Genomic DNA, 26,271 nt, shown 5'->3' on the forward strand with positions numbered 1-26,271 from the left:
GCGGTGCGCCGCGCACGCGCTCCGTTGATTGCGCTCGGCGTCGTCCTGACGCTGATGGGGGTGCTCTGGATCGGGCAGGGCCTCGGCTACGTCGACTGGCCTCGATCGAGCTTCATGCTCCGTCAACGGGTCTGGGCCGACTATGGCGCCGGTCTGGCGGTCGTCGGCCTGCTCATGATCATCGCCGCCCGCCGCTGGCGGTGATCAGCGCGCGGGCAGCTCGAGCGTGAACCGCGCGCCCTCGCCCGGCGCGCTCTCGACCGACAGTTCGCCGCCCATCACGCGCGCCAATCGCCGCGCGATGTAGAGGCCCAGCCCGCTTCCCCCCGGTTCGCTCGGGTCGACCCGCTCGAACTTGTCGAAGATCCGCGCCTGATCTTCCGGGGCGATGCCCTTGCCCTGATCGGCCACCCTGACGATCCCGCGGTCTCCCCGCCGCTCGACGTCGATCACGACGCCCGCACCGCGCGGCGAGTAGCGCACGGCGTTCCCGACCAGGTTCACCAGGATCTGCAACGTCCGGCGGAACTCGCCCGAGACGGCGACGCTGACGTCGGGCGCAGGCCGGGTGATCGTCACGCCCGAGTCGGACGCGCGGACCGACAGCAAACCGCCGGCCCGGCGCGCCACGTCCGCCAGATCGATCTCGTCCGGTTCGACCTTGAAGTCGGGACGCTCGATCGCATTCAGATCGGCGAGATCGTCGACCAGCGCCAGCAGGTGCCGGCCGGCGCTGGCGATGTCGGCGGCATATTCGACGTAATGGGGCGCCAGCGGGCCATCGACTTCGGCGTTCATGGCATCGGCCTCGGCCACGATCCGCGACAGCGGCGCGCGCAGTGCGGCTTCGAGCTGAAGGTTGAAGCTCTCGCCGCCCGGAGCCTCAAGCGACGCATCGGCGGGCGCGTCCTCGAACACACCGCCGACATAGCCGAGCAGGGTCTGCGTGGCGTCGCGGATCGCTGTCCCCGCGAGACGGACCGCACGCGCGCCGCCCACCGTCGCGCGCTGCCCGTCGAAATCCTGTCGGTCGGCGAACGCCTCCAGCAGGGGCATCGTCCCGCCCTGGCCCGGCTCCAGCGCGAAGGTCCGGGTCAGCGGCTGACCGAGCAGCGCGGCGGGGTCGAGCGCGTACCGCGCCGCGCCGTCCTCGTCGATCCTGCGGAACCGGAGCGAGGCGTCGACCTCCCAGGTCCAGTCGCAGCCCGGTGGCGCCGCGGCGGTCGGCGCCGACCAGGCCGGCCGGGGCGCCGGCGCACGTTCCCGCACCTCCACCAGCGTGATCGTCACACCCTCGGCGGTCGGCCGGGCGCGGACCCAGCAGTCGAGATCGGCGTCGACATCGGCGATCGTCACGGGTCGCGCGACCGGGATCGCAAGCCGCCGCGCCAGTCGCGCGACCGTCGCCAATTGCGGGGTGGCGAGCGGTGCGCCGATCGCTCCTCCCGCCCGCGCATTGAGCGCGGCGAACGCTTCGTCGCCGCCGACGAAGCGGTCCCGGGCGTCGACGTGACCGACGAGACTGGTCAGGAGCGATGTCACGCCCTGCTCCTCGCCAGCGCCCGGAGCGCCGAGCGGAACTCGGGATGAAGCCGCATCGGCGCCAAGGCGTCGGCTGCCGCCTCGCGGTCGACACCCATGATCGCATCGAGGACGTCGGCGAACGCCTCGACATCGCGGCGGTGGTCGGCCTCGCTCAGCATCAGGCCGATCCGCGCGATCTCTCCGCGATCGAGCCCCTGCGCCCGCAGCAGGAGCCACAGCCGGTCGCCGTCGGGATCGAGCACGACGCTGCGCGCCTCGCCGAACTCGAGAGACGCCGAGTGCGCCACCAGCGCGAAGACCAGGACGGGACGCGCATCGGCGAGCGAAGACGCCAACAGCTCGCCCAGCTCCGCGGGCCGCGGGTCGATCGCCTTCGCCACTCGCATCGCCGCAGCGTCCAGCCGGTCGGCGCTGGCATTGGCGGCGATGCTTCGCGCGGCGCCATCGGCGAGCGCACGCTCGATCGCCGCGCCATCGTCCGCAACCTCGCGGAGCGCGGCCGCGACCCACCAGACGAGCCGCTGGTGCACGGACCGCGCCAGTTCGCGTCGCCCATCGCGCGCCCGGTTCTCGGCGGTGAGCAGGTCCGCAGCGGCCGCGGCGACCACGCCGTCGGGGCTCTCGGCCAAGCGCGCGAGCAGATTGGACTGATCGGCCGGAGCGACCGTCCGGCGCAGCGCCTCCGCCAGGAGATCCTGGCGAGCGCCGCCGATCAAGTCCGCCAACAGCGGCGCGTCGCGAAGCAACCCCGAATCAAGCAGCCGCGGCAGGACATCGCCCAGGACCGCACGTCCCGTCGAACGCTCGGCGAAGGCGGCGATCTCTCGTACGACCGCCTCGACCGCGCGCGCCAGCCCCGCGGCGAGCGCCGCCCGCATCTGATCGTCGAGGCGTGCATCGTCAGGAAGGAAGAAATCGTCGAGCGCGGCGTTCAGCCGCCGGGCTTCGACCGCATCCGCTCTCCCGGCGCGGACCAGGATCGCCGCGGCTCTGGAGGTCGACAGGTCGGATGCGTCGATCGACATGGTGGAGGCGCTACCCGCACTCTCCTTAAGGCCCGCCTAAGCGCCGCGGCGAAGCGTCTCGATCGCCGCGGCGAGCGATCCCGCGGCATAGACGGTGGCGAGCGCCAGGCCGGTGATCGGCCAGCCGAGCAGGGTCGGCAGCGTGGCCACCGCCAGGTATGCGCCCGGGCCGCCCTGCCAGTCGGCACGCGCGCGCCCTTGCCCCGCGCGCGCATCGAGCCCGGCGAGAAGGATCGACCCCAGCGCAAGGACGACGCCGATCGTCCCGCCTCGGGCGACATCGAGCCCGTGGCCGAGCAGCAGTACCGCCAATGCCGGCAAGAGGGCTTCCGTCGCGGCGAAGGCGCGCCGTAGCAACGTCTCGTCGCGCAGCCATGCGATCGTGGACCCGGCCGAGGCCGCCATCGTCGCGGCCAGCGCTCCGATCATTCCGGCCAAGGAGAAGCCGAAGTCGAGCGCGATCAGTGCACCGGCCGCCACCGCTCCCGCGACGCCTGCGAGGGCCGTCGTCGACACGCCGCCACGCATCATCACCCCCAAGCCCGGACGGGCGATCGGGGCGACGATCCAGCGTTCGAACCATCCGGGGCGCCGCGCGAGCGTCGCGCTCATCACGTCGCGCCCGCGCGCGTCGAGCGCCGCCGCGCTCCGCTCGACACCATGCCCGGCTGCCGCCTCGCCCGGGGCGAGCATCAGGTTCTGAGCGCGCGCCTGTGCGGCCACCCGGACCAGCGCCGATTGCATGTCGTAATCGCGCGGCATCGCCGCGACCTCGGCGACTCGTTCGATCTGCAGACGCGCGGCCCCGGCCCACACGACGGTTCCGCCCAGGCGCTCGAGTCCGGAAGCGGCTTGAGCGGCGTCGAGCGTGAGCAAGGCATCGCCACCCTCGACCGCGAGGGGGCCGATCGCCGCCGCGGTCGTGACGAGGCCGTCGCCCAGCATCAACACGCGCGCGAGCGGATGGAGTTTGGCCACGGTCTCGGACGCGCTCCGGACCGCATCGACGGGCACGCCCCTTCGCCCGATCCGCGCGAGCGCCCCGAGCAGCTCGGGCGTCAACCGGTGAACCACGACGACGATCTGCGACGCGCCGAGTGAGACGAGGAGTCGCGCCTGATATTCGATCAGCGTCAATCCGCCGAACGGCAGCGTCGCCGCGAGCGTGCCCGCACGGTCCTCGGCGTCGTGAGTGGCGAACAGCAGACCGGCCAGCATCGCGCGCTGTTAGGGAAACGCGCGCGGCATGGCAAAGGGCGCTACAAGCGTCGGACGGCGTGGCGGATCTTGCGCAGCACGATTGCGTCGGGGCGCTCGGCCGTGAGCGCCTGTTCCGCGAGCGCCATCAGCGAGACGGCGCCGAAGCTTGCGGTCAGGCCCTTGAGCCGCGAGGCCGCCACGATCCACGCCTCGCGATCTTCGGCCGCCTGCATCGCGGCGAGAACCCGCTCGGCGCTTTCGGCGAACGCGAGCTTCAGTTCGGCGATCAGCGCCGGCTCGTCGCCCACGGCCGCGGCCAGGTTGGAACTGATCGCACCCGGATCGAACGCCATCTCCGGCGATTACGTCCGACAGGGTTAAGCGAACGTTGAGCCGGCTTTGCGCGGGACCGATTCGTGATAAGCAAGGCTCATGAGCGGGGGGCAGGTCTGGGTCGGCGACGACGCCGAAGCATATGCGGAAGCCGGGCGGCCTCCGTCGAGACCGCCGACATGGGTGCAGGAGGTCCATTCGGCGGGCGAGGAGGAGATGCCGCCTCCACAGGGGGACGGCAGGATCGTCGCCGGTGTCCTGGTCGCCGCGGCGCTGATCTGGATCGGAGCGGTGGCGATCTGGTCGGCCCGGTCGACCAGCCCATTGGGGCCGGACCGGATCGGGCTGCTCGCGGTGGTCGCGGTGTCGGTGCCCCTCTTGCTCGGGGTTGCTTGGCTGATCGGGGCGATCGCAGGAGGCCGTCACGCGGAACGGCTGGTCGGCGCCGCGCGGGGATTGCGCGGCGAGGCCGACGCGCTCCAGCGAGCGGTTGTTGCGCTCGACGCCGTTCTCGAGTCGCGGCGCGCCATGGTTGCCGAGCAGATCCGCGCGCTCACCGCGGTCGGCGATGCGGCCACCGCCAAGCTGGAGGCGATCGGCAGCCGGCTTTCGGACGAGGTCGCTGTCGCCGATCGTCACGCCGGCGCGCTCGGCGACAGCGTCGACGCGGCCGAGAACAGGTTGGCGGCGCTCCTTATTGCGTTGCCGAGAGCCGAGAGCGAGGTGGCATCGCTCGCCGGCAAGCTCGACGGAGTCGCGTTGGCAGTCGGGGAGCACCTGCTTGCGCTTGACGGTCGCCTCGCCGCTCTGAGCGAACGCGGACGCGAGGCGGAGGTGACCGCCGGCGGCGCGGCGCAGACTCTCGCCGCGCACCTCCTTCGGATGGAGACCGGCAGCGAGGTGGCCGGCGCGAGGCTCACCGCTGTCACCGAGCAGATGGCGGGCGAGGTCGACGCCCTGCTCGGCCGTGCGGCGGCCGCGATGGACGGCGCCCGCGCGGGGATGAACGCGCAAGGCGAAGCGATGTTGGCGATGCTCGGCGCGCATCAGGCCGCACTCGATACCGCTGCTCGCGACAGCGCGGAAGGCCTCGCCCAACGGATCGAGATCGTCGAGATGGTGATCGAACGGCTCGCCAAGCGGCTCGGCGAGCAGCGGAGCGCAAGCGACGAACTGGCGCGCGATACCGAAAACTGGGTCGCACGCGCCGAGGAGCGGCTGGCGACACTCCAGCGCGACGGTGCGGCGCGCGCTCAGGCGCTCGCCCAGTCGATCGCGGCGCTCGGCGGCACCGCCGATGCGATGACGACATCGCTGCGCGAGGGCGAGGGAGCGGCGCTCAAGGCGATCGCCAGCGCCGAGACGTTGCTGATCGCCCTCGATTCGGCGGCTCGCGAGCTCGACGAGACCCTGCCCGGCGCCCTGGCGCGCTTGGACGCCCGAACCGACGCCACCCGCCAGCGGATCGCCGCCACCAAGCCGGAGCTGATGGCGCTGGTCGGAGCGGCGGAGAGCACCCATGCCGCGATCGATGCGGTGGCGGGTTCGCTTGCCGAACAGCGCCGGAGCGCGGATGCGGTCGCCGCAACCCTCGCCGACGGCCTTGCCCGCGGCCGAGACAAGGTTGCCGGCCTCGAACATTCCGTCGACTCGGCGATCGAGCGGGTCGACGGCTTCGTCGAATCGGCCGCCCCGCGGCTGGTCGAGGCGCTGCTGCGGGTCAAGGAGACCGCGCTCTCCGCCGCCGACAAGGCGCGCGACACCCTGGCGGAGGTGATCCCCGAGGCCGCGCATGCCCTGGAGCTCGCCAGCGAGGACGCCTTCCGGCGCGCGGCGGGGGCCGGGGTGCAGCATCAGGTCGCCGCCGTTGCCGAAGTGGCGGAAGCCGCGGTCGCCGCAGCGACGCGGGCCGCGGACCGGCTCGAAGCGCAGCTCACCCGCGTCCGCGAAGCCGCCGCGATCCTCGGCACACAGATCGACGAAGCCGAGGTCAGCGGGCGCGAGAGTTTCGCGAGACGGGCCTCCTTGCTGATCGAGGCCTTGAACTCGGCGGCAATCGACATCGACCGCAGCTTAGGGCGCGAGGTGTCCGACACCGCTTGGGGGGCGTATCTCAAAGGCGATCGCGGGGTGTTCACCCGCCGGGCGGTACGGCTGCTCGACGCCGAGGAGCAGCGCCGGATCGCCGGAGTGTGCGACGTCGATCCGGCCGTGCGGGAGGTGGTGAACCGCTACATCCACGATTTCGAGACGATGTTGCGGATCGTCCTGGCGCAAGGGGACGGCGCTTCGCTCGCCGTGACGCTGCTCTCCTCCGATGTCGGCAAGCTCTATGTCGCCCTCGCCCAGGCGACCGACCGGCTTCACTGATCGCGGTAGAAGTTCAGGCTTTCGGCCGTGATCCAGCCGTAATGATAGTTGGCGACGAATAACGCGAACAGCGCCGTCGCGACGGCCGTCACACGCACCGCGATCAGGCCCGGCCGAAACTCGTGCGGCGCGCTCTCCGCCTGTCCCGGCACCGGCTGAGTTCCCGCCTCTGCGGAGGTTCGAACCCCCCAGGGCAGCACCAGGAACACCGAAAACACCCAGAACAGGATATAGATCGCGACGAGCGACGCCGGGCGCATGGCTCAGACGCGCACGAGCAGAACGTCGACGATCGGCTTCTTGCCCGTCCAGCGCGTCGCGGTGCGACGGATCGCCAGCCGGACGTCCTCACGCAGCCGGTCGAGATCACGGCCGCCCTTCGTCGCCGCCTGGACCGCCGCTTGCGCTGCCTCGGCCAGGAACGCCTCGCGGTCCTCCTCCAGCGGCACACCCTGTAGCCGCAGCTCCGGCGTGCCGAGCGGACGATTCCCCTTCCCGATCGCCAACGCGACCGAGATCTGACCGTTGATCCCCAGCTTACGCCGTTCGTTCATCGTCGCGCCGTCCGCCGGCAGGATCACGTCGCCGTCGAGCACCAGCCGGCCGACCTCGGCCGTGCCGATGCGGCGCGGCTCGCCGGGGGCGAGCCGGATGATGTCGCCATCGGTCTGCACGAGCGCCTCGGGCACCCCCTGCGCCTCCGCGTAGCGCGCATGCTCCTGGAGGTGGCGCATCTCGCCGTGGACCGGCACGAGCACGCGCGGCCGAAGCCGGCGGTAGAGTTCGGCCAATTCGGGCCGTCCGGGATGGCCCGAAACGTGGACATGCGCCTGCTTCTCGGTGACCATCTCCACGCCGCGACCGGCGAGGATGTTCTGGATGCGGCCGATCGCGACCTCGTTGCCGGGGATCTGCTTGGACGAGAAGATCACGGTGTCGCCGTCGTCGAGCTTCACCGGATGCGAGCCCTCGGCGATCCGAGCGAGCGCGGCGCGCGCCTCGCCCTGGCCGCCAGTGGCGACGATCAGCACCTTATTGCGCGGGAGCCGCATCGCCGCCTCCGCGTCGATCGTCGGCGGCAGGTCGCGTAGATAGCCGGTCGCCTTGGCGACACGGATGATCCGGTCGAGCGAGCGCCCCGTGACGCACAGCTGACGTCCGGTCTCTTTCGCGACCTCGCCGAGCGTATGCAGTCGCGCCGCGTTCGAGGCGAAGGTGGTGACGACCACCCTCCCCTTCGCCGCGGCGACCGCGCCCTTCAGCCCGGCATAGACGTCAGCCTCGCTGCCCGACGCCTCGGCGTTGAAGACGTTGGTCGAATCGCAGACCAGCACGTCGATCCCGCCATCGCCGATCGCTTCCAATTGCTCGAGCGTCGCGGGCGCGCCGAGCACCGGGGCCGGATCGAACTTCCAGTCGCCCGAATGGAACACGCGACCGAACGGCGTCTCGATCAACAGCGCGTTCGCCTCGGGGATCGAGTGCGCCATCGGCACATAGTCGATCGCGAACGGCCCCACCGAGAACCGCTCTCCCGGCGTGATCACGCGCAGCGTGACCCGATCGGCGATCCGCTCCTCCTCGAGCTTCCCCCGGATCAGCCCTGCGGTGAACGGCGTCGCGTAGAGCGGCACGCCAAGGTCCTCCGCCAGATACGGCAGCGCGCCGATATGATCCTCGTGCCCGTGCGTCAGCACGATACCCACCAGCGCCTCGCCACGCTCCTCGATGAAGCGGAGGTCCGGCAGGACCAGGTCGATGCCGGGATAGCTGTGGTCGGCGAAGGTCACGCCCATGTCCACCATCAGCCATTTGCCGCGGCAGCCGTAGAGGTTGACGTTCATGCCGATCTCGCCCGAGCCGCCGAGCGCGCAGAAGATCAATTCGTCTTGCGGAGTCATTCAGGTCCAATCGTAGCGCCGCGCGAACGGTGCGGGCGAGAACGGCCTTCGCCGTTCAGGAAGAGGGAGAACGCGGGCGGGCCGCGTCATTGTCATGAAATATGGGCGCGCTCGGCCAACATCGCCAGTCCCTGGATCGTCAGGTCGGGCTCGATGGCGTCGAACACGCTCGTCTGCCGCTCGAACAGCGTCGCCAGGCCGCCCGTCGCGATCACGGTACAGGGCCGCCCGACCTCCGCCTTCATGCGCGCGACCAGCCCCTCGATCAGTCCGACGTAACCCCAATAGATGCCGATGTTCATCTGATCGACGGTGTTGCGCCCGATCACCGACAGGTTCCCCTCGGGCGCCTCGATCGCGACGCGCGGCAGCTTGGCGGCGGCGGTGACCAGCGCATCCAGCGACAGGTTGATGCCGGGCGCGATGATCCCGCCCTTGTAGGCGCCGCGGTAGTCCACCCAGTCGAAGGTTGTGGCCGTGCCGAAATCGATCACGATCAGATCGCCCGGATGCAGGGCGTGCGCGGCGATCGTGTTGACGGCGCGGTCGGCGCCGAGCGACGCCGGCTCGTCGACGTCGATCATCACGCCCCACTCCACCGGCGCCCGCCCGGCGATCAGCGCCTCCGTCTTGAAGTATTTGGTCGCGAGGACCTGAAGGTTGTGGAGCGCGCGCGGCACGACGGTCGAGACGATCACCGCCAAGATGTCCTCGCGGGCGTATCCCTCGATCTGAAGCAACTGGGTCAGCCAGACCGCATATTCGTCGGCCGTGCGGCGCGGGTCGGTGGCGATCCGCCACCGCGCCTTGATCGTCCGTCCATCGACGAGCGCGAAGACGACGTTCGTATTCCCCGCATCGATCGCCAGCAGCATCGGCCCTCTCCTCAGACGGGAAACACGTCGGCGGCGTGGATGACACGCTCCGCGCCATCCGCCAAGCCGAGCACCAGCGCGCCGTCGGCGGCGAGACGCACGAACACGCCGTCCACGATCTCGCCGTCGGGCAGGTTCGCGACGAGGCGCGTTCCCGGCGGATGCGCCCGCGCGCTCCAGCGCTGCGCGACGGGAACGACGCCGTCCAGGCGCCACAGGAAGAGCCAGGCGGCGAACAGATCGGCCAGTCGCCCGGCGAATTCGGTCGGGGTGACCGCCGCGCCGTGCTGCGCCAGGCTGGTAGTCACGCGGTCGGGGAGATCGGGATGATACGCCAGGTTGACGCCGATCCCGATGACGACCGCGTCCTCCGCGCGCTCGAGGAGGATACCCGACACCTTGGCGCGATCGAGCAGCAGATCGTTGGGCCATTTGAGCCGGAGCTTCGCCCGATCGACCAGCCCCGCCACCGCTTCCTCCAGCGCGACTGCGGCGACCAGCGCGAGCGTGGCCGCAGGCGGATCGCCGCTCCGCAGGCGGACCAACGTGCTGCCGTAGAAGTTGCCGGCGGGCGAGCGCCACTCGCGTCCCTGGCGTCCCCGTCCGGCATGCTGGCGATCGGCGCGGAGCCAAAGACCCTCCTCCGCGCCGCTCCGGGCGAGCGCCAGCAGATCGGCGTTGGTCGATCCCGTTTCCGCGACCGCGACGATCCGCGTCAGAACAGCGCCTTTGCGGCGGCGAGCGTCCAGGCGGAGAGGATCGGGATCGCCAGATAGCCGAGCGGCGACACCGCGACCGCGGCGACGGCGATCAGCCCGCCCTCGACCGGGTCACTCGGTCCGAATGCCGCAGCGGGTTCGTCGAAGTACATCGTCTTGACGACACGAAGGTAATAATATGCGCCGACCACGCTCAGCGCGATGCCGATGACCGCCAGCGGGAACAGCCCGGCGCGGACCGCGGCGTCGAACACCGCGAACTTGGCCCAGAAGCCGAACAGCGGCGGGATGCCCGCAAGCGAGAACATGAAGATCGCCAGCGCCGCCGCCAGTCCGGGCCGCGTCCGCGAGAGACCGGAAAGCGACGCGACCGTCTCCACCGGAATGTCGCGATCGTCGCGCATCTGGAGGACGACGAGGAACGAGCCCAGGGTCATGGCGACGTAGATCGCCATATAGGTCAGCACCGCCGCCACGCCCTCCCGGGTGCCGCAGGCGAGGCCGATCAGCGCGAAGCCGACGTTGTTGATCGACGAATAGGCCAGCAGCCGTTTGATGTTGGTCTGGCCGATCGCCCCGACGGCGCCGAGGACGATCGACGCGAGCGCCGCGAAGATCACGATCTGCCGCCACTCGAACAGCGCCGGTCCCATCGCGCCGACGGCGACGCGGACCGCCAGCGCCATCGCCGCGACCTTGGGGGCGGAGGCGAAGAAGGCGGCGACCGGGGTCGGCGCGCCCTCGTAGACGTCGGGCGTCCACATGTGGAACGGGACCGCCGACATCTTGAAGGCGAGGCCGGCGAAGACGAACACCAGACCGAACATCAGACCGATGGACTTGGTCCCGCCCGCCCCATAGGCGCCCGCGATCTCGTAGAACAGCGTCGAGCCGGTGAAGCCGTACACCAGGCTGATCCCATAAAGCAGGATACCGCTGGCGAGCGCACCGAGCACGAAATATTTGAGTCCCGCCTCAGCCGAACGCTGATCGCGGCGCATGAAGCTGGCGAGGACATACGCGGCGAGACTCTGGAGTTCCAAGCCGACGTAGAGCGTCAGCAGGTCCGACGCCGACACCATGATCGACATGCCCGCCGCCGACATCAGGATCAGCACGGGATATTCGGGGCGCAGGTCGTCGCCGGCCGTCCGCGCGAAGAAGTTCGGCGCGAGCACGATCGCGACCGCCGAGGCGATGAAGATCAGCACCTTGGCGAAGGCGGCGAAGGCGTCGGCGCGGTACAGGCCGTCGAAGGCGTCGCCGCCCGACGAGGCCGGGCCGACCAGCGCGAAGCCCGCGCCGATCAGCACCGCAACCGCGGTCCACGAAACCGCGCGGGTCGATGACGGACCGCCCCAAGCGGCGGCGAGCATCAGCGCGAACGCGCCGATCGAGAGGACGACCTCGGGCAGGGTCATCGCGAGCTGAGCGGCGTAGTTCACGGATGCGTCTCCGCATGGACGGAAACGGGGATGACGGTCTTGCCCGCGGTCGGGGCCGCATCCCCGACGGGGCGCGCGCGGTCGACGCGGGCGAGCAGGCGGGCGGTGTCGGCGCGCATCGGAGCGAGGAAGCTCTCCGGATAGACTCCCATCCACAGCACGACCGCGGCGATCGGTGCGAGCAGCCACAGCTCGCGGCTGGAGAGATCGGGCATCGCGCGGACCTCCTCCGACTTGATCTCGCCGAAGACGACGCGGCGATAAAGGTAGAGCATGTAGGCCGCGCCCAGGATGATGCCGGTGGTGCAAAGCAAGGCGATCCAGGTCGAGACCTGATAGGTCCCCATCAGGCTCAAGAGCTCGCCGACGAAGTTGGACGTGCCGGGCAGCCCGACCGACGCCATCGTGAACAGCAGGAAGAACACAGCATAGCGCGGCATGTTGATCGCCAGTCCGCCGTAGCGGCTGATCTCGCGGGTGTGGAGCCTGTCGTAGATCACGCCGACGCACAGGAACAGCGCGCCCGAGACGAGGCCGTGGCCCAGCATCACCATCATCGCGCCCTCGATCCCCTGCGCGTTGAACGCGAACAGCCCGATCGTGACGATCGCCATGTGCGCGACCGAGGAATAAGCGATGAGCTTCTTCATGTCAGCCTGCACCAGCGCCACGAGCGAGGTGTAGATGACCGCCACCGCCGAGAGCGCGAACACGAGCCAGGTCAGCTGCGCCGAGGCTTCGGGGAACATCGGCAGGCTGAAGCGCAGGAAGCCGTACCCGCCGAGCTTCAGCAGGACGCCCGCCAGGATCACCGAGCCCGCGGTTGGCGCCTGGACGTGCGCGTCGGGGAGCCAGGTGTGGACCGGCCACATCGGCATCTTGACCGCGAACGAGGCGAAGAAGGCGAGCCACAGCCAGGTCTGGACGTGCGGCGGGAAATCATACGCCATCAGCGCCGGGATGCTGGTCGTCCCCGCGGTGACGCTCATGTAGAGCATCGCGATGAACATGAGCAGCGAGCCGAGCAGCGTATAAAGGAAGAACTTGTAGCTCGCGTAGATCCGGTTCGCCCCGCCCCAGATGCCGATGATCAGGAACATCGGGATCAGGCCGGCTTCGAAGAAGATGTAGAACAGGAACAGGTCCTGCGCCGCGAAGGTGCCGAGCATCAGCACCTCGGTGAACAGGAACATCGCCATGTACTCGGGGACGCGCTGCTGGATCGCGTTCCACGAGGCGCCGATGCAGATCGGCATGAGGAAGACGCTGAGCTCGATCAGCAGCAGCGCATAGCCGTCGATCCCGAGCGCCCAGTTGAAGCGCCCGAACAGCGGCGCGCTCTCGACGAACTGCCACTGGTCGCCCCCGACATGGAAGCCGGCCCAGAGGACGACGCCGAGCGCGAGATCGGCGAGCGTCGCGCCCAGCGCCGTCCAGCGCGCCGCCGAGGGCGACAGGAACAGGCACGCCGCCGCGGCGACCGCCGGGATCGCCAGCATCAGGGAGAGGATAGGGAAGGTCACCGTGCGATCACCCAGGTCACGGCCGCGGTCAGCCCGATCAGCATGACAAAGGCGTAAGTGTAGAGATACCCGCTCTGGAGCCGCCCGGCCATGCGGCTGCCGACGCCGACCAGCCATGCCGAGCCGTTGGGACCGAAGCGGTCGATCGTTCCCTCGTCACCCGCATGCCACAGCAGCCGACCGATCGCGAAGGCGGGGCGGACGAACAGCAGGTCGTACAGTTCGTCGAAATACCATTTGTGCGCGACGAAATCGTACAGGACCTCGAACGTGCTGGTGAACTTCGCCGGGATGTCGGTCGAGCGGATATAGGCAAGCCAGGCGCCGGCGAAACCGAGCAGCATGACGACCGTCGCCGCCAGCTTCACCCATACGGGGACGCCGTGCATCGCGTGCATCAGATGCTCGTTGAACGCGACCGAGCCCTTCCAGAAGCGCTCGCCCGCGTCCGGCTCGATGAACCAGCCGTGGAAGAGGAAGCCGGCAAACACCGCGCCGAGCGAGAGCACGATCAGCGGAACGAGCATCGTCACCGGGCTCTCGTGCGGATGGTAGCCCGCGGTGCCGGTCGGGACCTGATCCGCACCGCGCGAGTGCGCGTCGGGTGCGTGGCCGGCATCCTCCTGCGCGGCGTCGCTGTGGCCGTGCGCCCCGTCATGGCCATGACCGTGGGCGTCGTGGACGGCGTGCTGGATATGCTCCGACCCGGCCCAGCGCGGCTTGCCCCAGAAGGTCAGGAACATCAGCCGCCACGAATAGAAGCTGGTCAACAGCGCCGCGAAGGTGCCGACCCAGAAGGCCCCAACCCCGCGGCCGGAGGCATAGCTCACCTCAAGGATTGCATCCTTCGAGTGATAGCCCGCGAACCCGCCGACCCCGTAGATGCCGACCCCAGTGATCGCCAGCGTCCCCAGCAGCATCGCCCAGAACGTGATCGGGATCTCCTTCCGCAGCCCGCCGTAGAAGCGCATGTCCTGCTCGTGGTGCATCGCATGGATGACCGAGCCCGCGCCGAGGAACAGCAGCGCCTTGAAGAAGGCATGCGTGAACAGGTGGAACATCGCCGCGCCATACGCGCCGACGCCCGCGGCGAAGAACATGTAGCCGAGCTGCGAGCACGTCGAATAGGCGATGACGCGCTTGATGTCGGTCTGGGTCGTGCCGATCGTCGCGGCGAAGATGCAGGTGGCGGCGCCGACCCCCATCACGACGTTGAGCGCGAACGGCGAGGTCTCGAACATCGGCGACAGGCGGCAGACCATGAAGACGCCCGCGGTCACCATCGTCGCCGCGTGGATCAGCGCCGACACCGGGGTCGGTCCCTCCATCGCGTCGGGCAGCCAGGTGTGAAGCCCGAGCTGCGCCGACTTGCCCATAGCACCGACGAACAGGCACAGGCACAGGACCGTCATCGTGTCCCAGCGGGTGCCGAGGAAGCCGATCGTCGACCCCGCCATGTGCGGCGCGGCGGCGAGGATCTCGGGGATCGAGACGGTGTTGAAGACCAGATAGGTCCCGAAGATCCCCATCATGAAGCCGAGATCGCCGACGCGGTTGACGACGAACGCCTTGATCGCGGCGGCGTTGGCGCTGGGCTTGCGGAACCAGAAGCCGATCAGCAGGTAGCTGGCGAGGCCGACGCCCTCCCAGCCGAAGAACATCTGGATGAGGTTATCCGCGGTCACGAGCATGAGCATCGCGAAGGTGAACAGCGACAAATAGGCGAAGAACCGCGGCTGATCCGGGTCCTCGTCCATATATCCCCAGGAGTAGAGGTGGACGAGCGCCGAGACGCTGGTGATCACCACCAGCATGACCGAGGTCAGCGCGTCGACGCGGAGCGCCCACGATACGTCGAAGCTGCCCGAGGTCATGAAGTGGAGGACAGGGGTGACGGTGGAGGTCAGCGATCCCGACAGGAAATCGATGAAGATCGGCCACGACAGCGCACACGAGACGAACAGCGCGCCGGTCGTGATCCCCTTGGCGATGGCCGCCGGGATCGCCTTGTTGGCGAGACCCGCGACGATCGCCGCGACGAGCGGCAGGAAGACGATGATGGAGATCACGTTCAGCCCTTCATCCGGCTCGGGTCGTCGACCGAGATCGAGCCGCGGCCGCGGAAGAAGATGACGAGGATGGCGAGCCCGATCGCCGCCTCGCCCGCCGCGACGGTCAGCACGAACATCGCGAACACCTGTCCGACGAGGTCATGGAGCGCCGCCGAGAAGGCGACGAGGTTCAGGTTCACCGCGAGCAGGATCAGCTCGATCGCCATCAGGATGACGATGATGTTCTTGCGGTTGAGGAAGATGCCCAGCACCCCCATCGTGAACAGGATGGCGGCGACCACGAGATAGTGGATCAGCCCGATCTGCGCGTTCACAGCGACACCCCCTGCCCGACCACGGGCTTGACGTTGCGGGTCGCGTCCTGCGGGCGGCGGGCGACTTGGCGGGCGATGTTCTGGTAGCGCGAGCCCGAGCGCTGGCGGTGGGTCAGCACGATCGCGCCGATCAGCGCCACGGTCAGCACCAGCCCTGCGCCTTCGAACACGAACAGGTAGCGGGTGTAGAGCAGCTGGCCGATCGCGGCGATGTTCGACACCTCTGCTTGCGTCGGGGCGGCGCGGCGGGCGAGCTCGACCCCGCCCGCGCTCCAGGCGCCGATGCCGATGAAGATCTCGCACACCAACGCCACCGCAAGCGCGAGACCCAGCCCGGCGTAGCGGATGAAGCCGGCGCGCAGCTCGGCGAAGTCGATGTCGAGCATCATCACGACGAACAGGAACAGCACCGCGACCGCGCCGACGTAGACGATGACGAGCAGCATCGCGATGAACTCGGCGCCGACGAGCACCATCAGCCCCGCCGCGTTGAAGAAGGCGAGGATCAGCCACAGCACGCTATGGACCGGATTGCGCGACGAGATCGTCAGCGCCCCGCTCGCGATCGTGACGGCCGCGAACAGGTAGAAGGCGATGGCCTGAATCACGAGCGAACCTCAAACCTCCGTTCGTCTCGAGCGAAGTCGAGAGACGTATCCCCAGTGAAGCGTGTCTCGACTACGCTCGACACGAACGGTGTCGGGAAGTCGGAATCGAAGTCGGCGCGCATTAACGGTAGGGCGCGTCGGCGGCAAGGTTGGCGGCGATGGCGCTTTCCCAGCGGTCGCCGTTGTCGAGCAGCTTGGCCTTGTCGTAGATCAGCTCCTCGCGGGTCTCGGTCGCGAAATCGAGGTTCGGCCCCTCGACGATCGCGTCGACCGGGCACGCCTCGGCGCACAGGCCGCAGTAGATGCACTTGGTCATGTCGATGTCGTAGCGGGTCGTGCGGCGGCTGCCGTCGTCGCGCGGCTCGGCCTCGATCGTGATCGCGAGCGCCGGGCAGACCGCCTCGCACAGCTTGCACGCGATGCAGCGCTCCTCGCCGTTCGGATAGCGCCGCAGCGCATGCTCGCCGCGGAAGCGGGGCGACAGCGGGTTCTTCTCGAACGGATAGTTGATCGTCGCCTTGGGCTTGAAGAAGTACTTCAGCGTCTTCGCATGCGCGCCGATGAACTCCCACAAAGTGAAGGCCTTGAGGGTTGAAGCGATCGTCATTTCAGAATCCCACCCGGTAGGCCATCAGGACGCCGGAGACGAGGAACACCCAGAACAGGCTGACCGGCAGGAACACCTTCCAGCCCAGCCGCATCAGCTGGTCGTAGCGATACCGGGGAACCGTCGCCTTCACCCAGCTGAAGCAGAAGAAGAAGAACAGCATCTTGGCGAACAGCCAAATGATGCCGGGCACCAGGTAGAGCGGTGCCCAGTCGAGCGGGGGCAGGTAGCCTCCCCAGAAGAGCGTCGCGTTCAGCGCGCACATCAGGATGACGTTGGCGTATTCGCCGAGCCAGTAGAGCGCGAAGGCCATCGACGAATATTCGGTTTGGTAGCCCGCGACCAGCTCCGACTCCGCCTCGGTCAGGTCGAACGGCGCGCGCTGGGTTTCGGCGAGCGAGGAGATGAAGAACATCACCGCCATCGGGAACAACAGGGGGTTGAGGAAGAAGCCGTTGACCGGCGTCCCCAGCACGCCCTTCTGCGCCTCGACGATCCCGGTGAGGTTGAACGTCCCCGACCACAGTACGACCGAGATCAGGATGAAGCCGATCGCGACCTCGTAGCTGACCATCTGCGCCGCGGCGCGGATCGCCGAGAAGAACGGATATTTCGAGTTCGACGACCACCCCGCGAGGATGATCCCGTAGACCCCGAGGCTCGACGCCGCGAGAACGTAGAGCAACCCGACGTTGATGTTGGCGAGCACGACAGACGGCTGGAACGGCACCACCGCCCAGACGATCAGCGCCACCGTGAAGGTGATGATCGGCGCGAGCAGGAACAGCCCGCGGTTCGCCGCCGACGGGATGATCGTCTCCTGGAGGAAGACCTTCAGCCCGTCCGCGAAGGACTGGAGCAGGCCCCATGGCCCCACCACGTTCGGCCCGCGCCGCAGCGCCATCGCCGCCCAGATCTTGCGATCGGCGTAGATGATCATCGCGACCGCAAGCATGACCGGCAGCGCGATCAGCAGGATGCCCGCGAGCGTGGCGAGGAACCAGGCGGCTCCATAGGGCATGCCCAGCGAGGTGTTGAAGAATGCGGTCATTCCGCCGCCTCCGCGAAGGCTTCGCCGTGGATCAGCTCGGCCGAGCAGCGTTGCATCGTCGGCGAGGCGCGGCAGATGGCGTTGGTCAGATAGAAGTCCTTGATCGGATAGCCGTCCATCACGCCCGACGCGGCGGCGTCGAGCGCGGGCGGGCTCCAGGGGAACTGGACCAGCCCGAGCTGAGCGAGGTCCGGGCAGTCGAGCGCCATCGCCGCGCGCAGCTCCGGCAGGCTGTCGAACGGCAGCGTCTTGCCCAGCACCTCGGACAACGCGCGGAAGATCGCCCATTCCTCGCGGGCATCGCCCGGTGCGAAGGCGGCGCGCTCGCCGCGCTGAACGCGCCCCTCGAGGTTCACCCAAGTACCGGACTTCTCGGAATAAGCGGCACACGGCAGGATCACGTCGGCATGATGCGCGCCGCGATCGCCGTGATGGCCCACATAGACCTTGAACCCGCCGAATTTCGTGAAGTCGCACTCGTCGGCGCCGAGGAAGAAGGTGAGCTTTGCGTCGTGCAGATCGGCGATGCCACCCTTCTGCGCATAGCCGAGCATCAGCCCGCCCATCCGCGACGCCGCCATGTGGAGGACGTTGAAACCGTTCCAACCGTTCTCGCGAACCAGCTTGAGCGGCTCGACCAACGCCAGCGCCGCGCCGTGTGCGCCCTTGAGCGCCCCGCCGCCGACGATCACCATCGGCCGCTCGGCCTGGCCGAACGCTTCGGTGACCCGCTCAGGCAGATCGCCCAGCACGGCGAGATCCGCGCCGAGCCAGTCGACCTTATAGGTCAGCTCGGTCTCCGGCCCGACCGCGAACACCTTCGCGCCGCGCTTGATCGCCTTGCGCAGCCGCGTGTTCACCAGCGGCGCTTCCCAGCGCAGGTTGGTGCCGACCAGCAGGATCGCGTCGGCGCGCTCGGCACCCGCGATCGTCGAGTTGAAATTGACCGCGGCGAGGCTGGACGTGTCGTAATCCATCCCCGTCTGCCGCCCCTCGAGCCACGACGAGCCGAGTTCCTTGAGCAGCGCCTTGGCCGCGAACATCGTCTCGCAGTCGATCAGATCACCGGCAACCGCGGCGACACTGTCGCCCGCCGCATCGGCCGCTTGCCTGATCGCGGCGAACGCCTCGTCCCAGCTCGCCGGGATCAGCTTGCCGCCGACCCGGACATAGGGCCGGTCGAGCCGGCGACGGACCAACCCGTCGACATGGTGGCGGGTCTTGTCGTGCGCCCACTCCTCGTTGACGTCCTCGTTCACTCGCGGGACGCAGCGCAGCACCTGCCGCCCGCGCGCGTCGAGCCGGATGTTGGTGCCGACCGCGTCCATGACGTCGATCGTCAGCGTCTTCTTGAGCTCCCACGGCCGCGCCTCGAAGCTGTACGGCTTCGAGGTCAGCGCGCCGACCGGACACAGATCGACCACGTTCCCCGACAGCTCGCTGGTCGCGGCATGTTCGAGATAGGTGGTGATCTGCATGTTCTCGCCGCGGTAGATCGCGCCGATCTCCTCGACGCCCGCGACCTCCTCGGCGAAACGAACGCAGCGCGTGCACTGGATGCAACGGGTCATGATCGTCTTGACGATCGGCCCCATGTACTTGTCGGTGACGGCGCGCTTGTTCTCGGCGAAGCGGCTGTGGCCCCGGCCATAGGCCATCGCCTGGTCCTGGAGGTCGCACTCGCCGCCCTGGTCGCAGATCGGGCAATCGAGCGGGTGATTGATCAGGAGGAACTCCATGATCCCCTCGCGGGCGTTCTTCACCATCGGCGTGGTGGTGAAGACCTCCTGGTTGTCAGCGGCCGGCAGCGCGCACGACGCCTGCGGCTTGGGTGGCCCGGGCTTCACCTCGACCAGGCACATCCGGCAGTTGCCGGCGATGCTGAGGCGCTCGTGGTAGCAGAAGCGCGGGATTTCCTTGCCCGCGATCTCGCAGGCCTGGAGCACGGTGGCGCCCTGCGGGACCTCGACCTCGATTCCGTCGACTTTAAGCTTGGGCATTAGTGTTCGACCTCGTTCAGACCGAGCCTGCGCTCGATACGATCGACACGCACCTTGAGGTGACCGGTGTCGGCCTGAATGCCGTAGAGAGTGGTAAGAGTGCCCCGGAAATGATCCTCCAGGGCGGACACGCGCACATTCAGCGACGAGATATCGCGCTTGATCTCGCCGAGGTCCTTCTGGATCCCAATCAGGATGTCGAACATCATCTGGCTGCGGTCGTCGCTCACTCCGCCGCCTCCTGCATCGGGGCGAGATCGCCGCCGCGCTCGCGGATGCGGCGTTCGAGTTCGGGACGGAAGTGTTTGATCAGGCCCTGGATCGGCCAGGCCGCGGCGTCGCCCAAAGCGCAGATCGAGTGGCCCTCGACCTGCTTGGTGACCTGCTGGAGCATGTCGATCTCGCCGATCTCGGCGTCGCCGGTACGCAGCCGCTCCATCACGCGCCACATCCAGCCGGTGCCCTCGCGGCAGGGGGTGCACTGGCCGCAGCTCTCGTGCTTGTAGAAATAGCTGATGCGGCTGATCGCGCGGACGATGTCGGTCGACTTGTCCATGACGATGATCGCCGCCGTACCGAGGCCCGAGCCGACCTTCTTCAGCCCGTCGAAATCCATCGGGCAGTCGATGATCTCCGCCGCCGGGACCAGCGGGACGGACGAGCCGCCCGGGATCACCGCGAGCAGATTGTCCCAGCCGCCGCGGATGCCGCCGCAATGCTTCTCGATGAGCTCGCGGAAGCTGATCGACATCGCTTCCTCGACGACGGTGGGCTTCTCGACGTGGCCGCTGATCTGGAAGAGCTTGGTGCCCTTGTTGTTCTCCGCACCGAAGCTGGAGAACCATTCCGCGCCGCGGCGCAGGATGGTCGGGGCGACCGCAATGCTCTCGACGTTGTTGACCGTCGTCGGGCAGCCGTAGAGGCCGGCCCCGGCGGGGAACGGTGGCTTGAGGCGCGGCTGGCCCTTCTTCCCTTCGAGCGATTCCAGCATCGCGGTCTCTTCGCCGCAGATGTAGGCGCCGGCGCCGCGGTGGCAGAAGACGTCGAAGTCGTAGCCCGAGCCGCAGGCGTTCTTGCCGATCAGCCCGGCGTCATACGCCTCCTGGATCGCCGCGAACATCGTCTCGGCCTCGCGGATATATTCGCCGCGGATATAGATGTATGCCGCCCGCGCGCGCATCGCGAAGCCCGCGACCAGCGCGCCCTCGATCAGCTTGTGCGGATCGTGACGGATGATCTCGCGGTCTTTGCAGCTGCCGGGCTCGGACTCGTCGGCGTTGATGACCAGGAAATTGGGGCGGTCGGGCTTGGGCTCCTTGGGCATGAAGCCCCACTTCGTTCCCGTCGGGAAGCCGGCCCCGCCGCGCCCGCGCAGGCCCGACGCCTTGACGATGTCGATGATCTTGTCCGGCCCGATGTCGAGCAGCGCCTTGGTGTTGTCCCAATCCCCACGCGCACGCGCGGCGTCGAGCCGCCACGACTGGAAGCCGTAGAGGTTGGTGAAGATGCGGTCCTTGTCGGTCAGCGAGGTGATCATGCGTCCGTTCCCGCCGGCTCCGCCCTGCCCCATTCGGGCCTGTAATCGTGATTCTCGGTCACCATCGCATGCAGCGAGGTCACCCCGCCGTACGGCTCAACCGTATGCCGTCCCGGCTCCTGAGTCCCAGGCTTGGGGCTGCCGCCGGCTGCGAGCGTCTCGAGGATCGCGATCGTGCGGTCGTAGTCGAGGTCCTCGTAGTTGTCGTCGTTGATCTGGACCATCGGCGCGGAGGCGCAATTGCCCATGCACTCGACCTCGGTCAGCGTGAACAGCCCGTCGGGGGTGGTGCGGCCCTTGACCAACCCCTTGTTCTTGCACGCCGCGAACACGTCGTCGGAGCCGCGCAGCATGCACGGCGTCGTGCCGCAGACCTGGACGTGGAAGCGGCCGACGGGGGCAAGGTTGAACATCGTGTAGAAGGTCGCGACCTCGTACACGCGCATGTAGGGCACGCCGATCTCGCGCGCGACGAACTCGATCACCGGGACGGGGAGCCACCCTTGCGTCTGCGTCTCGGCGCCGACCTGGCGCTGGGCGAGATCGAGCAGCGGGATCGACGCGGACTGCTCGCGGCCCGCGGGATAGCGGGCGAGGATGGCGTCGCGCTTGGCGCGGCTCTCGTCGGACCAGGCGAACGCGCCCCAGCGCGCGCGGGTCTCGGCCTCGTCGGGGATGGTGGGGGCGTCAGCCATTAGTACGGCTCTTTGTCAGCAAGGGGTGAGCCCGTTTCATCAATTCGCTTCTGGACAAGGTGATCCCGGCGGATAAAGTACACTGCGACCACGACCATCAATATCATCAAGCCGATGCCAGCCGCATCTTGGAGATATTCTGGGATGCCGACGCCATTTAGCAGCAGAGCAATCGGCAACACAACGAAACCGATCAATGCACTAACCCGCTGGTATCGCCATAACGGGCGCGAGCCATACTGCTCCGGCATTTCCATCGATGCGTCGAGTGTATCGCCGATTTCACGACGCCGCGACATCACCGGTCGCACTCCCCGAACACGATATCCATCGCTCCCAGGATCGCCGTCACGTCGGCCAGCATGTGCCCACGCGCCATGAAGTCCATCGCCTGGAGGTGCGAGAAGGCGGTCGGGCGGATCTTGCAGCGGTACGGCTTGTTGCTGCCGTCCGCGACCAGATACACCCCGAACTCGCCCTTGGGGCTCTCGGTCGCGACGTACACCTCGCCCGCGGGGACGTGATAGCCCTCGGTGTAGAGCTTGAAGTGATGGATCAGCGCTTCCATCGAGCTCTTCATCTCGGCGCGCTTGGGGGGAACCACCTTGCGGTCGAGCGAGGCGATCGGGCCTTCGGGCATGTCGCGCAGGCACTGCTTCATGATCCGCGCCGACTGGCGGACCTCCTCGACGCGCACCATGAAGCGGTCGTAGCAGTCGCCGCGGGTGCCGACCGGCACCTCGAAGTCCATCTTCGCATAAACGTCGTAGGGCTGCTGCTTGCGCAGGTCCCACGGAATGCCCGCGGCACGGATCATCGGGCCGGAGAAGCCCCAGGCGATCGCGTCGTCGCGGCTCACCGTCGCGATGTCGACGTTGCGCTGCTTGAAGATGCGGTTGTCCGCGACCAGGCTGATCGCGTCCTCAAACAGCCGCGGCAGGCGGGTGTCGAGCCATTCGGCGATGTCGGTCAGCAGCTTGAGCGGCACGTCCTGATGCACGCCGCCCGGCCGCATGTAATTGTGATGCATCCGCGCGCCCGACGCGCGCTCGAGGAAGCCGTAGCAATCCTCGCGGACCTCGAACAGCCACAGGTTCGGCGTCATCGCGCCGACGTCCATCACGTGGCTGCCGAGGTTGAGCATATGATTCGAGATGCGCGTCAGCTCGGCGAAGAAGACGCGGAGGTATTGCGCGCGGATCGGCACTTCCAGATCGAGCAATTTCTCGATCGCGAGCACGAAGGTGTGCTCCATGCACATCGGCGAGCAATAATCGAGCCGGTCGAAATACGGGATCGCCTGCGCGTAAGTCTTGTACTCGATCAGCTTCTCGGTGCCCCGATGAAGCAGACCGACGTGCGGATCGATCCGCTCGATGATCTCGCCGTCCAGTTCCATGACGAGGCGGAGCACGCCGTGCGCGGCCGGGTGCTGCGGGCCGAAGTTGATCGTGTAGTTCTGGATCGCGACGTCGCCCGTCTCCGGGTGCGAGCCGTCGGTCGCGTGGACGATCTTGTCGACCGCGGGATCGACCGAGCGATCGATTGGCTCATCCTTGATCGCGAGGGTGTCGGTCACTGGTTCTGCCCTCCCTTGCCCGGGATCACGTCGCGGGAATCAGGTCTGCGGTCCGCCGACACGTCCGGCTGATGCGCGCCCTCCCCGGTCGCGGTCGTGTTCGGCGCGTCCTTCTTGGCGTAGCCCTCGCTCGGCGCGGCCGGCGCCTGCGTCTTCGATTCCGCCGTGTCCGCCTTCTGGACCTGCGAGGCGGTCACCGGCGTCGGCGCCCCCTTCGCCTCGGGCAGCGCGGCGCCCTTCGCCTTCTCGTCGCCGGGCAGCACGTATTCGGCGCCCTCCCACGGGCTCATGAAATCGAACGTGCGGAAGTCCTGCGCCAGGCTCACCGGCTCGTACACGACACGCTTCGCCTCTTCGGAGTAGCGCATCTCGACATAGCCGGAGAGCGGGAAGTCCTTGCGGAACGGGTGTCCGCGGAAGCCGTAGTCGGTCAGGATGCGGCGCAGGTCCTGGTTGCCGGTAAACAGCACCCCGTACATGTCGAAGATCTCGCGCTCCAGCCAGCCGGCGACCGGCCATAGCCCGGTGACGCTCGGCACCGGCTGTTCGTCATCGGTGGTGACGTGGACGTGGAGCCGGTGATTCCGCGTCAGCGACAGCAGGCAATAGACGACCTCGAACCGTTCGGGACGATCGGGATAATCGACGCCCGCAATTTCCATGAGCTGCTGATATTCGAGACCCGGCGTATCGCGTAGCGCGGTGAGCGCGGGGACGATCGCGTCGCGGTGGACCCACAGCTGGACCTCGCCCGCGCGCTCGAAGGCGTCGGTCAACCCGGCGCCGATCGCCGCGCGCGCCGCCTCGATCGTCTCGTCGTTTAGGTCCGCGAGGAAGGCGGGAGCGGGCGCCCTCATGCCACGTCTCCGTTCGTCCCGAGCGAAGTCGAGGGACAGGTGCAGAGTGCCACGGCGGGGTGTCTCGCCTTCGCTCGACACGAACGGATGGTCTTGGCCCTCACCGTTCGATGCTCCCGCTGCGGCGGATCTTCCGCTGGAGCTGCATGATGCCGTAGAGCAACGCTTCTGCGGTCGGCGGGCAGCCGGGGACGTAGATGTCGACCGGCACGATCCGGTCGCAGCCGCGCACGACGCTGTAACTATAGTGATAATACCCGCCGCCGTTGGCGCACGATCCCATCGAGATCACGTACTTCGGCTCGGACATCTGATCGTACACGCGGCGCAGCGCCGGAGCCATCTTGTTGCAGAGCGTGCCCGCGACGATCATCACGTCAGACTGGCGCGGCGACGCGCGCGGGGCTGCGCCGAACCGCTCCAGATCGTAGCGCGGCATATTGACGTGGATCATCTCGACCGCGCAGCAGGCGAGCCCGAAGGTCATCCACCACAAAGAGCCGGTGCGCGCCCACTGGAACAATTCCTCGGCGGAGGTGACAAGAAAGCCCTTGTCGGTCAGCTCGCCGTTGAGGCTGTCGAAGAAGCCCTGATCGGGCAGCACCACTCCGTCCGGGGTCGCCGGGCGCAGCAGTTCGACGGGGCCGGAGTGCATCTCTACTCCCAATCCAAAGCCCCCTTCTTCCAGGCGTAGACCAGCCCCAGGGCCAGTTCGCCGATGAAGATCATCATGCTGATCCATGCCGTCCATCCGAGCGTGAAAACCGTGACCGCCCAAGGATATAGGAACGCGGCCTCGAGATCGAAGATGATGAACAGGATGGCAACGAGATAAAAACGAACGTCGAACTGGGCCCGACTGTCCTCGAACGCGGGGAAGCCGCATTCATATTCGCTGAGCTTCTCGACGGTCGGCTTGTGCGCGCCCGTCAGCCGCCCCACCGCGATCGGCAGGAAGACGAAGAGGCTCGATAGCGCCAGCGCGACCCCGAGGAACATCAGGATCGGCAGATATTGTGACAGGTCGACCAAAGCGTCATCTCGCAAGTGCGAACGGAACGGGGTCGCTTTAGGCCCGCCCCATTAGTCGGGCAAGGCTGCTGACCCTTGAGAATGAATCGCAAGACCCGATCAGCGCAGCGCACCCGCGACCAATTTGTGCAGCTTGGAATGGAGCGCGTCGTTCGCGGCCAGGAACTCGCTGCGCTCGATCGCGCGGTCGCCGCCACGGAAGTCGGTGACGAAACCGCCCGCCTCCTTGACCAGCAGGATGCCCGCCGCCGCGTCCCATGGCTTCAGGTCGCTTTCCCAATAGCCGTCATACCGCCCCGCCGCGACCCAGGCCAGGTCGAGCGCCGCCGAGCCGAGCCGGCGGATTCCCGCGACCTGCGGCGCGACCGCGCCGAAGATGCGGGTCCACTGTGCGAAGTCGCCATGACCCAGGAACGGGATGCCGGTCGCGATCAGCGCCTCCGACAGGTCCCGTCGCGCCGAGACCCGCAGCCGCTCCGACTGGACCCACGCGCCCCGGCCCTTCTCGGCCCAGAAGCTCTCGTCGGTGAGCGGCTGGTAGACGAGACCCGTCGTCACCTCGCGCTTGCCGCTCGGTAGCGTCTCCTCGACCGCGATCGAGATCGAGAAGTGCGGAATCCCGTGCAGGAAGTTCGACGTGCCGTCGAGCGGATCGACGATGAAGCGCGGCTTGTCCGGATCGCCCGCGATCTCGCCGCGCTCCTCCATCAGGAACCCCCAGTCCGGGCGCGCGTGCGACAGTTCCTCGTAGAGCGTCTGCTCGCAGCGCTGGTCCGCCATCGACACGAAATCGGCCGGCCCCTTGCGCGAGACCTGGAGCTGCTGGACCTCGTTGAAATCGCGCCGCAGCCGGGGCGCCGCCTTGCGCGCGGCGCGGTCGATGACGGTGAGGAGACCGGAATGGGAGGGCATGGGCTACTCGGGATCAAAGAAGGGGCGTCGCGGCGAGGCCGCGCCGTCGGCCGAACTGGCGCTCGCCGACC

Annotated in this window: 27 protein-coding genes; 2 read left to right on the forward strand and 25 right to left on the reverse strand. The window is 68.1% G+C overall.

The genetic code is table 11. The annotated features are described in order from the left end of the window. The first annotated feature begins 3 nt into the window (after positions 1-3). Positions 4-204, forward strand: coding sequence for a hypothetical protein (locus tag AC4GYY_RS04290; RefSeq protein ID WP_491118985.1), 201 nt, complete (start codon positions 4-6; stop codon positions 202-204). On the opposite strand, the gene AC4GYY_RS04295 is transcribed toward AC4GYY_RS04290, so the two are convergent. Genes AC4GYY_RS04295 through AC4GYY_RS04310 form a run of 4 tightly spaced genes read right to left on the reverse strand, consistent with a single transcriptional unit; the run spans position 205 to position 4,123 of the window. Continuing rightward, entirely contained in the window at positions 205-1,542 is a 1,338-nt protein-coding gene (locus tag AC4GYY_RS04295) for an ATP-binding protein (RefSeq protein ID WP_491118986.1), read from the reverse strand. After that, entirely contained in the window at positions 1,539-2,570 is a 1,032-nt protein-coding gene (locus AC4GYY_RS04300; protein ID WP_491118987.1) for a DUF2336 domain-containing protein, read from the reverse strand. The genes AC4GYY_RS04295 and AC4GYY_RS04300 overlap by 4 nt, the downstream gene beginning before the upstream one ends. A gap of 36 nt (positions 2,571-2,606) precedes the next feature. Beyond that, complete coding sequence (locus tag AC4GYY_RS04305; protein WP_491118988.1) at positions 2,607-3,788, reverse strand: hypothetical protein; 1,182 nt, start codon at positions 3,786-3,788, stop codon at positions 2,607-2,609. A 41-nt stretch (positions 3,789-3,829) separates the two neighbouring features. Next, positions 3,830-4,123, reverse strand: a complete 294-nt coding sequence (locus AC4GYY_RS04310; protein ID WP_491118989.1) for an Hpt domain-containing protein — start codon at positions 4,121-4,123, stop codon at positions 3,830-3,832. A 79-nt stretch (positions 4,124-4,202) separates the two neighbouring features. Between AC4GYY_RS04310 and AC4GYY_RS04315 the strand changes: the two genes are divergently transcribed. Beyond that, positions 4,203-6,473, forward strand: coding sequence for a coiled-coil domain-containing protein (locus tag AC4GYY_RS04315; RefSeq protein WP_491118990.1), 2,271 nt, complete (start codon positions 4,203-4,205; stop codon positions 6,471-6,473). Here the strand turns inward: AC4GYY_RS04315 and AC4GYY_RS04320 are convergent. From AC4GYY_RS04320 to AC4GYY_RS04420, 21 genes are all read right to left on the reverse strand, one after another. Continuing rightward, complete coding sequence (locus tag AC4GYY_RS04320) at positions 6,467-6,733, reverse strand: DUF1467 family protein (RefSeq protein ID WP_491118991.1); 267 nt, start codon at positions 6,731-6,733, stop codon at positions 6,467-6,469. The genes AC4GYY_RS04315 and AC4GYY_RS04320 overlap by 7 nt on opposite strands. A 3-nt stretch (positions 6,734-6,736) precedes the next feature. Continuing rightward, entirely contained in the window at positions 6,737-8,374 is a 1,638-nt protein-coding gene (locus AC4GYY_RS04325) for a ribonuclease J (protein ID WP_491118992.1), read from the reverse strand. Between the two features lie 92 nt (positions 8,375-8,466). Further along, the gene (locus AC4GYY_RS04330; RefSeq protein ID WP_491118993.1) at positions 8,467-9,249 is read right to left on the reverse strand and encodes a type III pantothenate kinase; all 783 of its coding nucleotides are present in this window, start codon (positions 9,247-9,249) and stop codon (positions 8,467-8,469) included. 11 nt (positions 9,250-9,260) lie between these two features. Next, positions 9,261-9,959, reverse strand: a complete 699-nt coding sequence (locus AC4GYY_RS04335) for a biotin--[acetyl-CoA-carboxylase] ligase (RefSeq protein WP_491119292.1) — start codon at positions 9,957-9,959, stop codon at positions 9,261-9,263. A 5-nt stretch (positions 9,960-9,964) separates the two neighbouring features. Further along, positions 9,965-11,413 (reverse strand): NADH-quinone oxidoreductase subunit NuoN, encoded by a 1,449-nt coding sequence (gene nuoN / locus AC4GYY_RS04340; protein WP_491118994.1) that lies wholly within the window; start codon positions 11,411-11,413, stop codon positions 9,965-9,967. Continuing rightward, a complete protein-coding gene (locus tag AC4GYY_RS04345) occupies positions 11,410-12,936 on the reverse strand; it encodes an NADH-quinone oxidoreductase subunit M (protein WP_491118995.1) in 1,527 nt (508 codons plus the stop codon). The genes nuoN and AC4GYY_RS04345 overlap by 4 nt, the downstream gene beginning before the upstream one ends. Next, on the reverse strand, positions 12,933-15,005 hold the full coding sequence (gene nuoL / locus AC4GYY_RS04350) for an NADH-quinone oxidoreductase subunit L (protein WP_491118996.1): 2,073 nt from the start codon (positions 15,003-15,005) through the stop codon (positions 12,933-12,935). Before nuoL ends, AC4GYY_RS04345 begins: the two co-directional genes overlap by 4 nt. Before the next feature lie 2 nt (positions 15,006-15,007). Beyond that, positions 15,008-15,310, reverse strand: a complete 303-nt coding sequence (gene nuoK / locus AC4GYY_RS04355) for an NADH-quinone oxidoreductase subunit NuoK (RefSeq protein ID WP_491119293.1) — start codon at positions 15,308-15,310, stop codon at positions 15,008-15,010. 8 nt (positions 15,311-15,318) lie between these two features. Then, a complete protein-coding gene (locus AC4GYY_RS04360; protein WP_491118997.1) occupies positions 15,319-15,930 on the reverse strand; it encodes an NADH-quinone oxidoreductase subunit J in 612 nt (203 codons plus the stop codon). 121 nt (positions 15,931-16,051) lie between these two features. Further along, positions 16,052-16,537: an NADH-quinone oxidoreductase subunit NuoI gene (nuoI, locus tag AC4GYY_RS04365; RefSeq protein WP_491118998.1), complete on the reverse strand. Its 486-nt coding sequence runs from the start codon at positions 16,535-16,537 to the stop codon at positions 16,052-16,054. A gap of 1 nt (position 16,538) precedes the next feature. Further along, entirely contained in the window at positions 16,539-17,588 is a 1,050-nt protein-coding gene (gene nuoH, locus AC4GYY_RS04370) for an NADH-quinone oxidoreductase subunit NuoH (RefSeq protein ID WP_491118999.1), read from the reverse strand. After that, positions 17,585-19,588 (reverse strand): NADH-quinone oxidoreductase subunit NuoG, encoded by a 2,004-nt coding sequence (gene nuoG, locus AC4GYY_RS04375; protein WP_491119000.1) that lies wholly within the window; start codon positions 19,586-19,588, stop codon positions 17,585-17,587. Before nuoG ends, nuoH begins: the two co-directional genes overlap by 4 nt. Further along, complete coding sequence (locus AC4GYY_RS04380; RefSeq protein WP_491119001.1) at positions 19,588-19,818, reverse strand: hypothetical protein; 231 nt, start codon at positions 19,816-19,818, stop codon at positions 19,588-19,590. Before AC4GYY_RS04380 ends, nuoG begins: the two co-directional genes overlap by 1 nt. Beyond that, positions 19,815-21,125: an NADH-quinone oxidoreductase subunit NuoF gene (gene nuoF, locus AC4GYY_RS04385; RefSeq protein ID WP_491119002.1), complete on the reverse strand. Its 1,311-nt coding sequence runs from the start codon at positions 21,123-21,125 to the stop codon at positions 19,815-19,817. Before nuoF ends, AC4GYY_RS04380 begins: the two co-directional genes overlap by 4 nt. Beyond that, complete coding sequence (locus AC4GYY_RS04390) at positions 21,122-21,820, reverse strand: complex I 24 kDa subunit family protein (RefSeq protein ID WP_491119003.1); 699 nt, start codon at positions 21,818-21,820, stop codon at positions 21,122-21,124. The genes nuoF and AC4GYY_RS04390 overlap by 4 nt, the downstream gene beginning before the upstream one ends. Further along, positions 21,820-22,122, reverse strand: coding sequence for a hypothetical protein (locus tag AC4GYY_RS04395; protein WP_491119004.1), 303 nt, complete (start codon positions 22,120-22,122; stop codon positions 21,820-21,822). The genes AC4GYY_RS04390 and AC4GYY_RS04395 overlap by 1 nt, the downstream gene beginning before the upstream one ends. Next, positions 22,119-23,333 carry an NADH-quinone oxidoreductase subunit D gene (locus tag AC4GYY_RS04400; RefSeq protein WP_491119294.1) on the reverse strand — a complete coding sequence of 405 codons (1,215 nt, stop codon included), beginning with the start codon at positions 23,331-23,333 and terminating at the stop codon, positions 22,119-22,121. Before AC4GYY_RS04400 ends, AC4GYY_RS04395 begins: the two co-directional genes overlap by 4 nt. 62 nt (positions 23,334-23,395) lie before the next feature. Next, entirely contained in the window at positions 23,396-24,256 is an 861-nt protein-coding gene (locus AC4GYY_RS04405) for an NADH-quinone oxidoreductase subunit C (protein WP_491119005.1), read from the reverse strand. 100 nt (positions 24,257-24,356) lie between these two features. Further along, positions 24,357-24,911: a NuoB/complex I 20 kDa subunit family protein gene (locus AC4GYY_RS04410; RefSeq protein WP_491119006.1), complete on the reverse strand. Its 555-nt coding sequence runs from the start codon at positions 24,909-24,911 to the stop codon at positions 24,357-24,359. Positions 24,912-24,913: 2 nt separating this feature from the next. Further along, a complete protein-coding gene (gene ndhC / locus AC4GYY_RS04415; protein WP_491119295.1) occupies positions 24,914-25,288 on the reverse strand; it encodes an NADH-quinone oxidoreductase subunit A in 375 nt (124 codons plus the stop codon). A gap of 99 nt (positions 25,289-25,387) precedes the next feature. Then, positions 25,388-26,200: an inositol monophosphatase family protein gene (locus AC4GYY_RS04420; RefSeq protein ID WP_491119007.1), complete on the reverse strand. Its 813-nt coding sequence runs from the start codon at positions 26,198-26,200 to the stop codon at positions 25,388-25,390. Positions 26,201-26,271: the final 71 nt, after the last annotated feature.

The organism is Sphingomonas sp. SP6, from assembly GCF_058313435.1.

Coding starts and splice junctions, on each gene's coding strand:
- AC4GYY_RS04300 (WP_491118987.1), bottom strand. CDS start 2,570: ATGTCGATCGACGCATCCGACCTGTCGACCTCCAGAGCCGCGGCGATC.
- AC4GYY_RS04305 (WP_491118988.1), bottom strand. CDS start 3,788: ATGCTGGCCGGTCTGCTGTTCGCCACTCACGACGCCGAGGACCGTGCG.
- AC4GYY_RS04310 (WP_491118989.1), bottom strand. CDS start 4,123: ATGGCGTTCGATCCGGGTGCGATCAGTTCCAACCTGGCCGCGGCCGTG.
- AC4GYY_RS04315 (WP_491118990.1), top strand. CDS start 4,203: ATGAGCGGGGGGCAGGTCTGGGTCGGCGACGACGCCGAAGCATATGCG.
- AC4GYY_RS04320 (WP_491118991.1), bottom strand. CDS start 6,733: ATGCGCCCGGCGTCGCTCGTCGCGATCTATATCCTGTTCTGGGTGTTT.
- AC4GYY_RS04325 (WP_491118992.1), bottom strand. CDS start 8,374: ATGACTCCGCAAGACGAATTGATCTTCTGCGCGCTCGGCGGCTCGGGC.
- AC4GYY_RS04330 (WP_491118993.1), bottom strand. CDS start 9,249: ATGCTGCTGGCGATCGATGCGGGGAATACGAACGTCGTCTTCGCGCTC.
- nuoI (WP_491118998.1), bottom strand. CDS start 16,537: ATGACGATCGCTTCAACCCTCAAGGCCTTCACTTTGTGGGAGTTCATC.
- nuoH (WP_491118999.1), bottom strand. CDS start 17,588: ATGACCGCATTCTTCAACACCTCGCTGGGCATGCCCTATGGAGCCGCC.
- nuoG (WP_491119000.1), bottom strand. CDS start 19,588: ATGCCCAAGCTTAAAGTCGACGGAATCGAGGTCGAGGTCCCGCAGGGC.
- nuoF (WP_491119002.1), bottom strand. CDS start 21,125: ATGATCACCTCGCTGACCGACAAGGACCGCATCTTCACCAACCTCTAC.
- AC4GYY_RS04390 (WP_491119003.1), bottom strand. CDS start 21,820: ATGGCTGACGCCCCCACCATCCCCGACGAGGCCGAGACCCGCGCGCGC.
- AC4GYY_RS04405 (WP_491119005.1), bottom strand. CDS start 24,256: ATGAGGGCGCCCGCTCCCGCCTTCCTCGCGGACCTAAACGACGAGACG.
- AC4GYY_RS04410 (WP_491119006.1), bottom strand. CDS start 24,911: ATGCACTCCGGCCCCGTCGAACTGCTGCGCCCGGCGACCCCGGACGGA.
- AC4GYY_RS04420 (WP_491119007.1), bottom strand. CDS start 26,200: ATGCCCTCCCATTCCGGTCTCCTCACCGTCATCGACCGCGCCGCGCGC.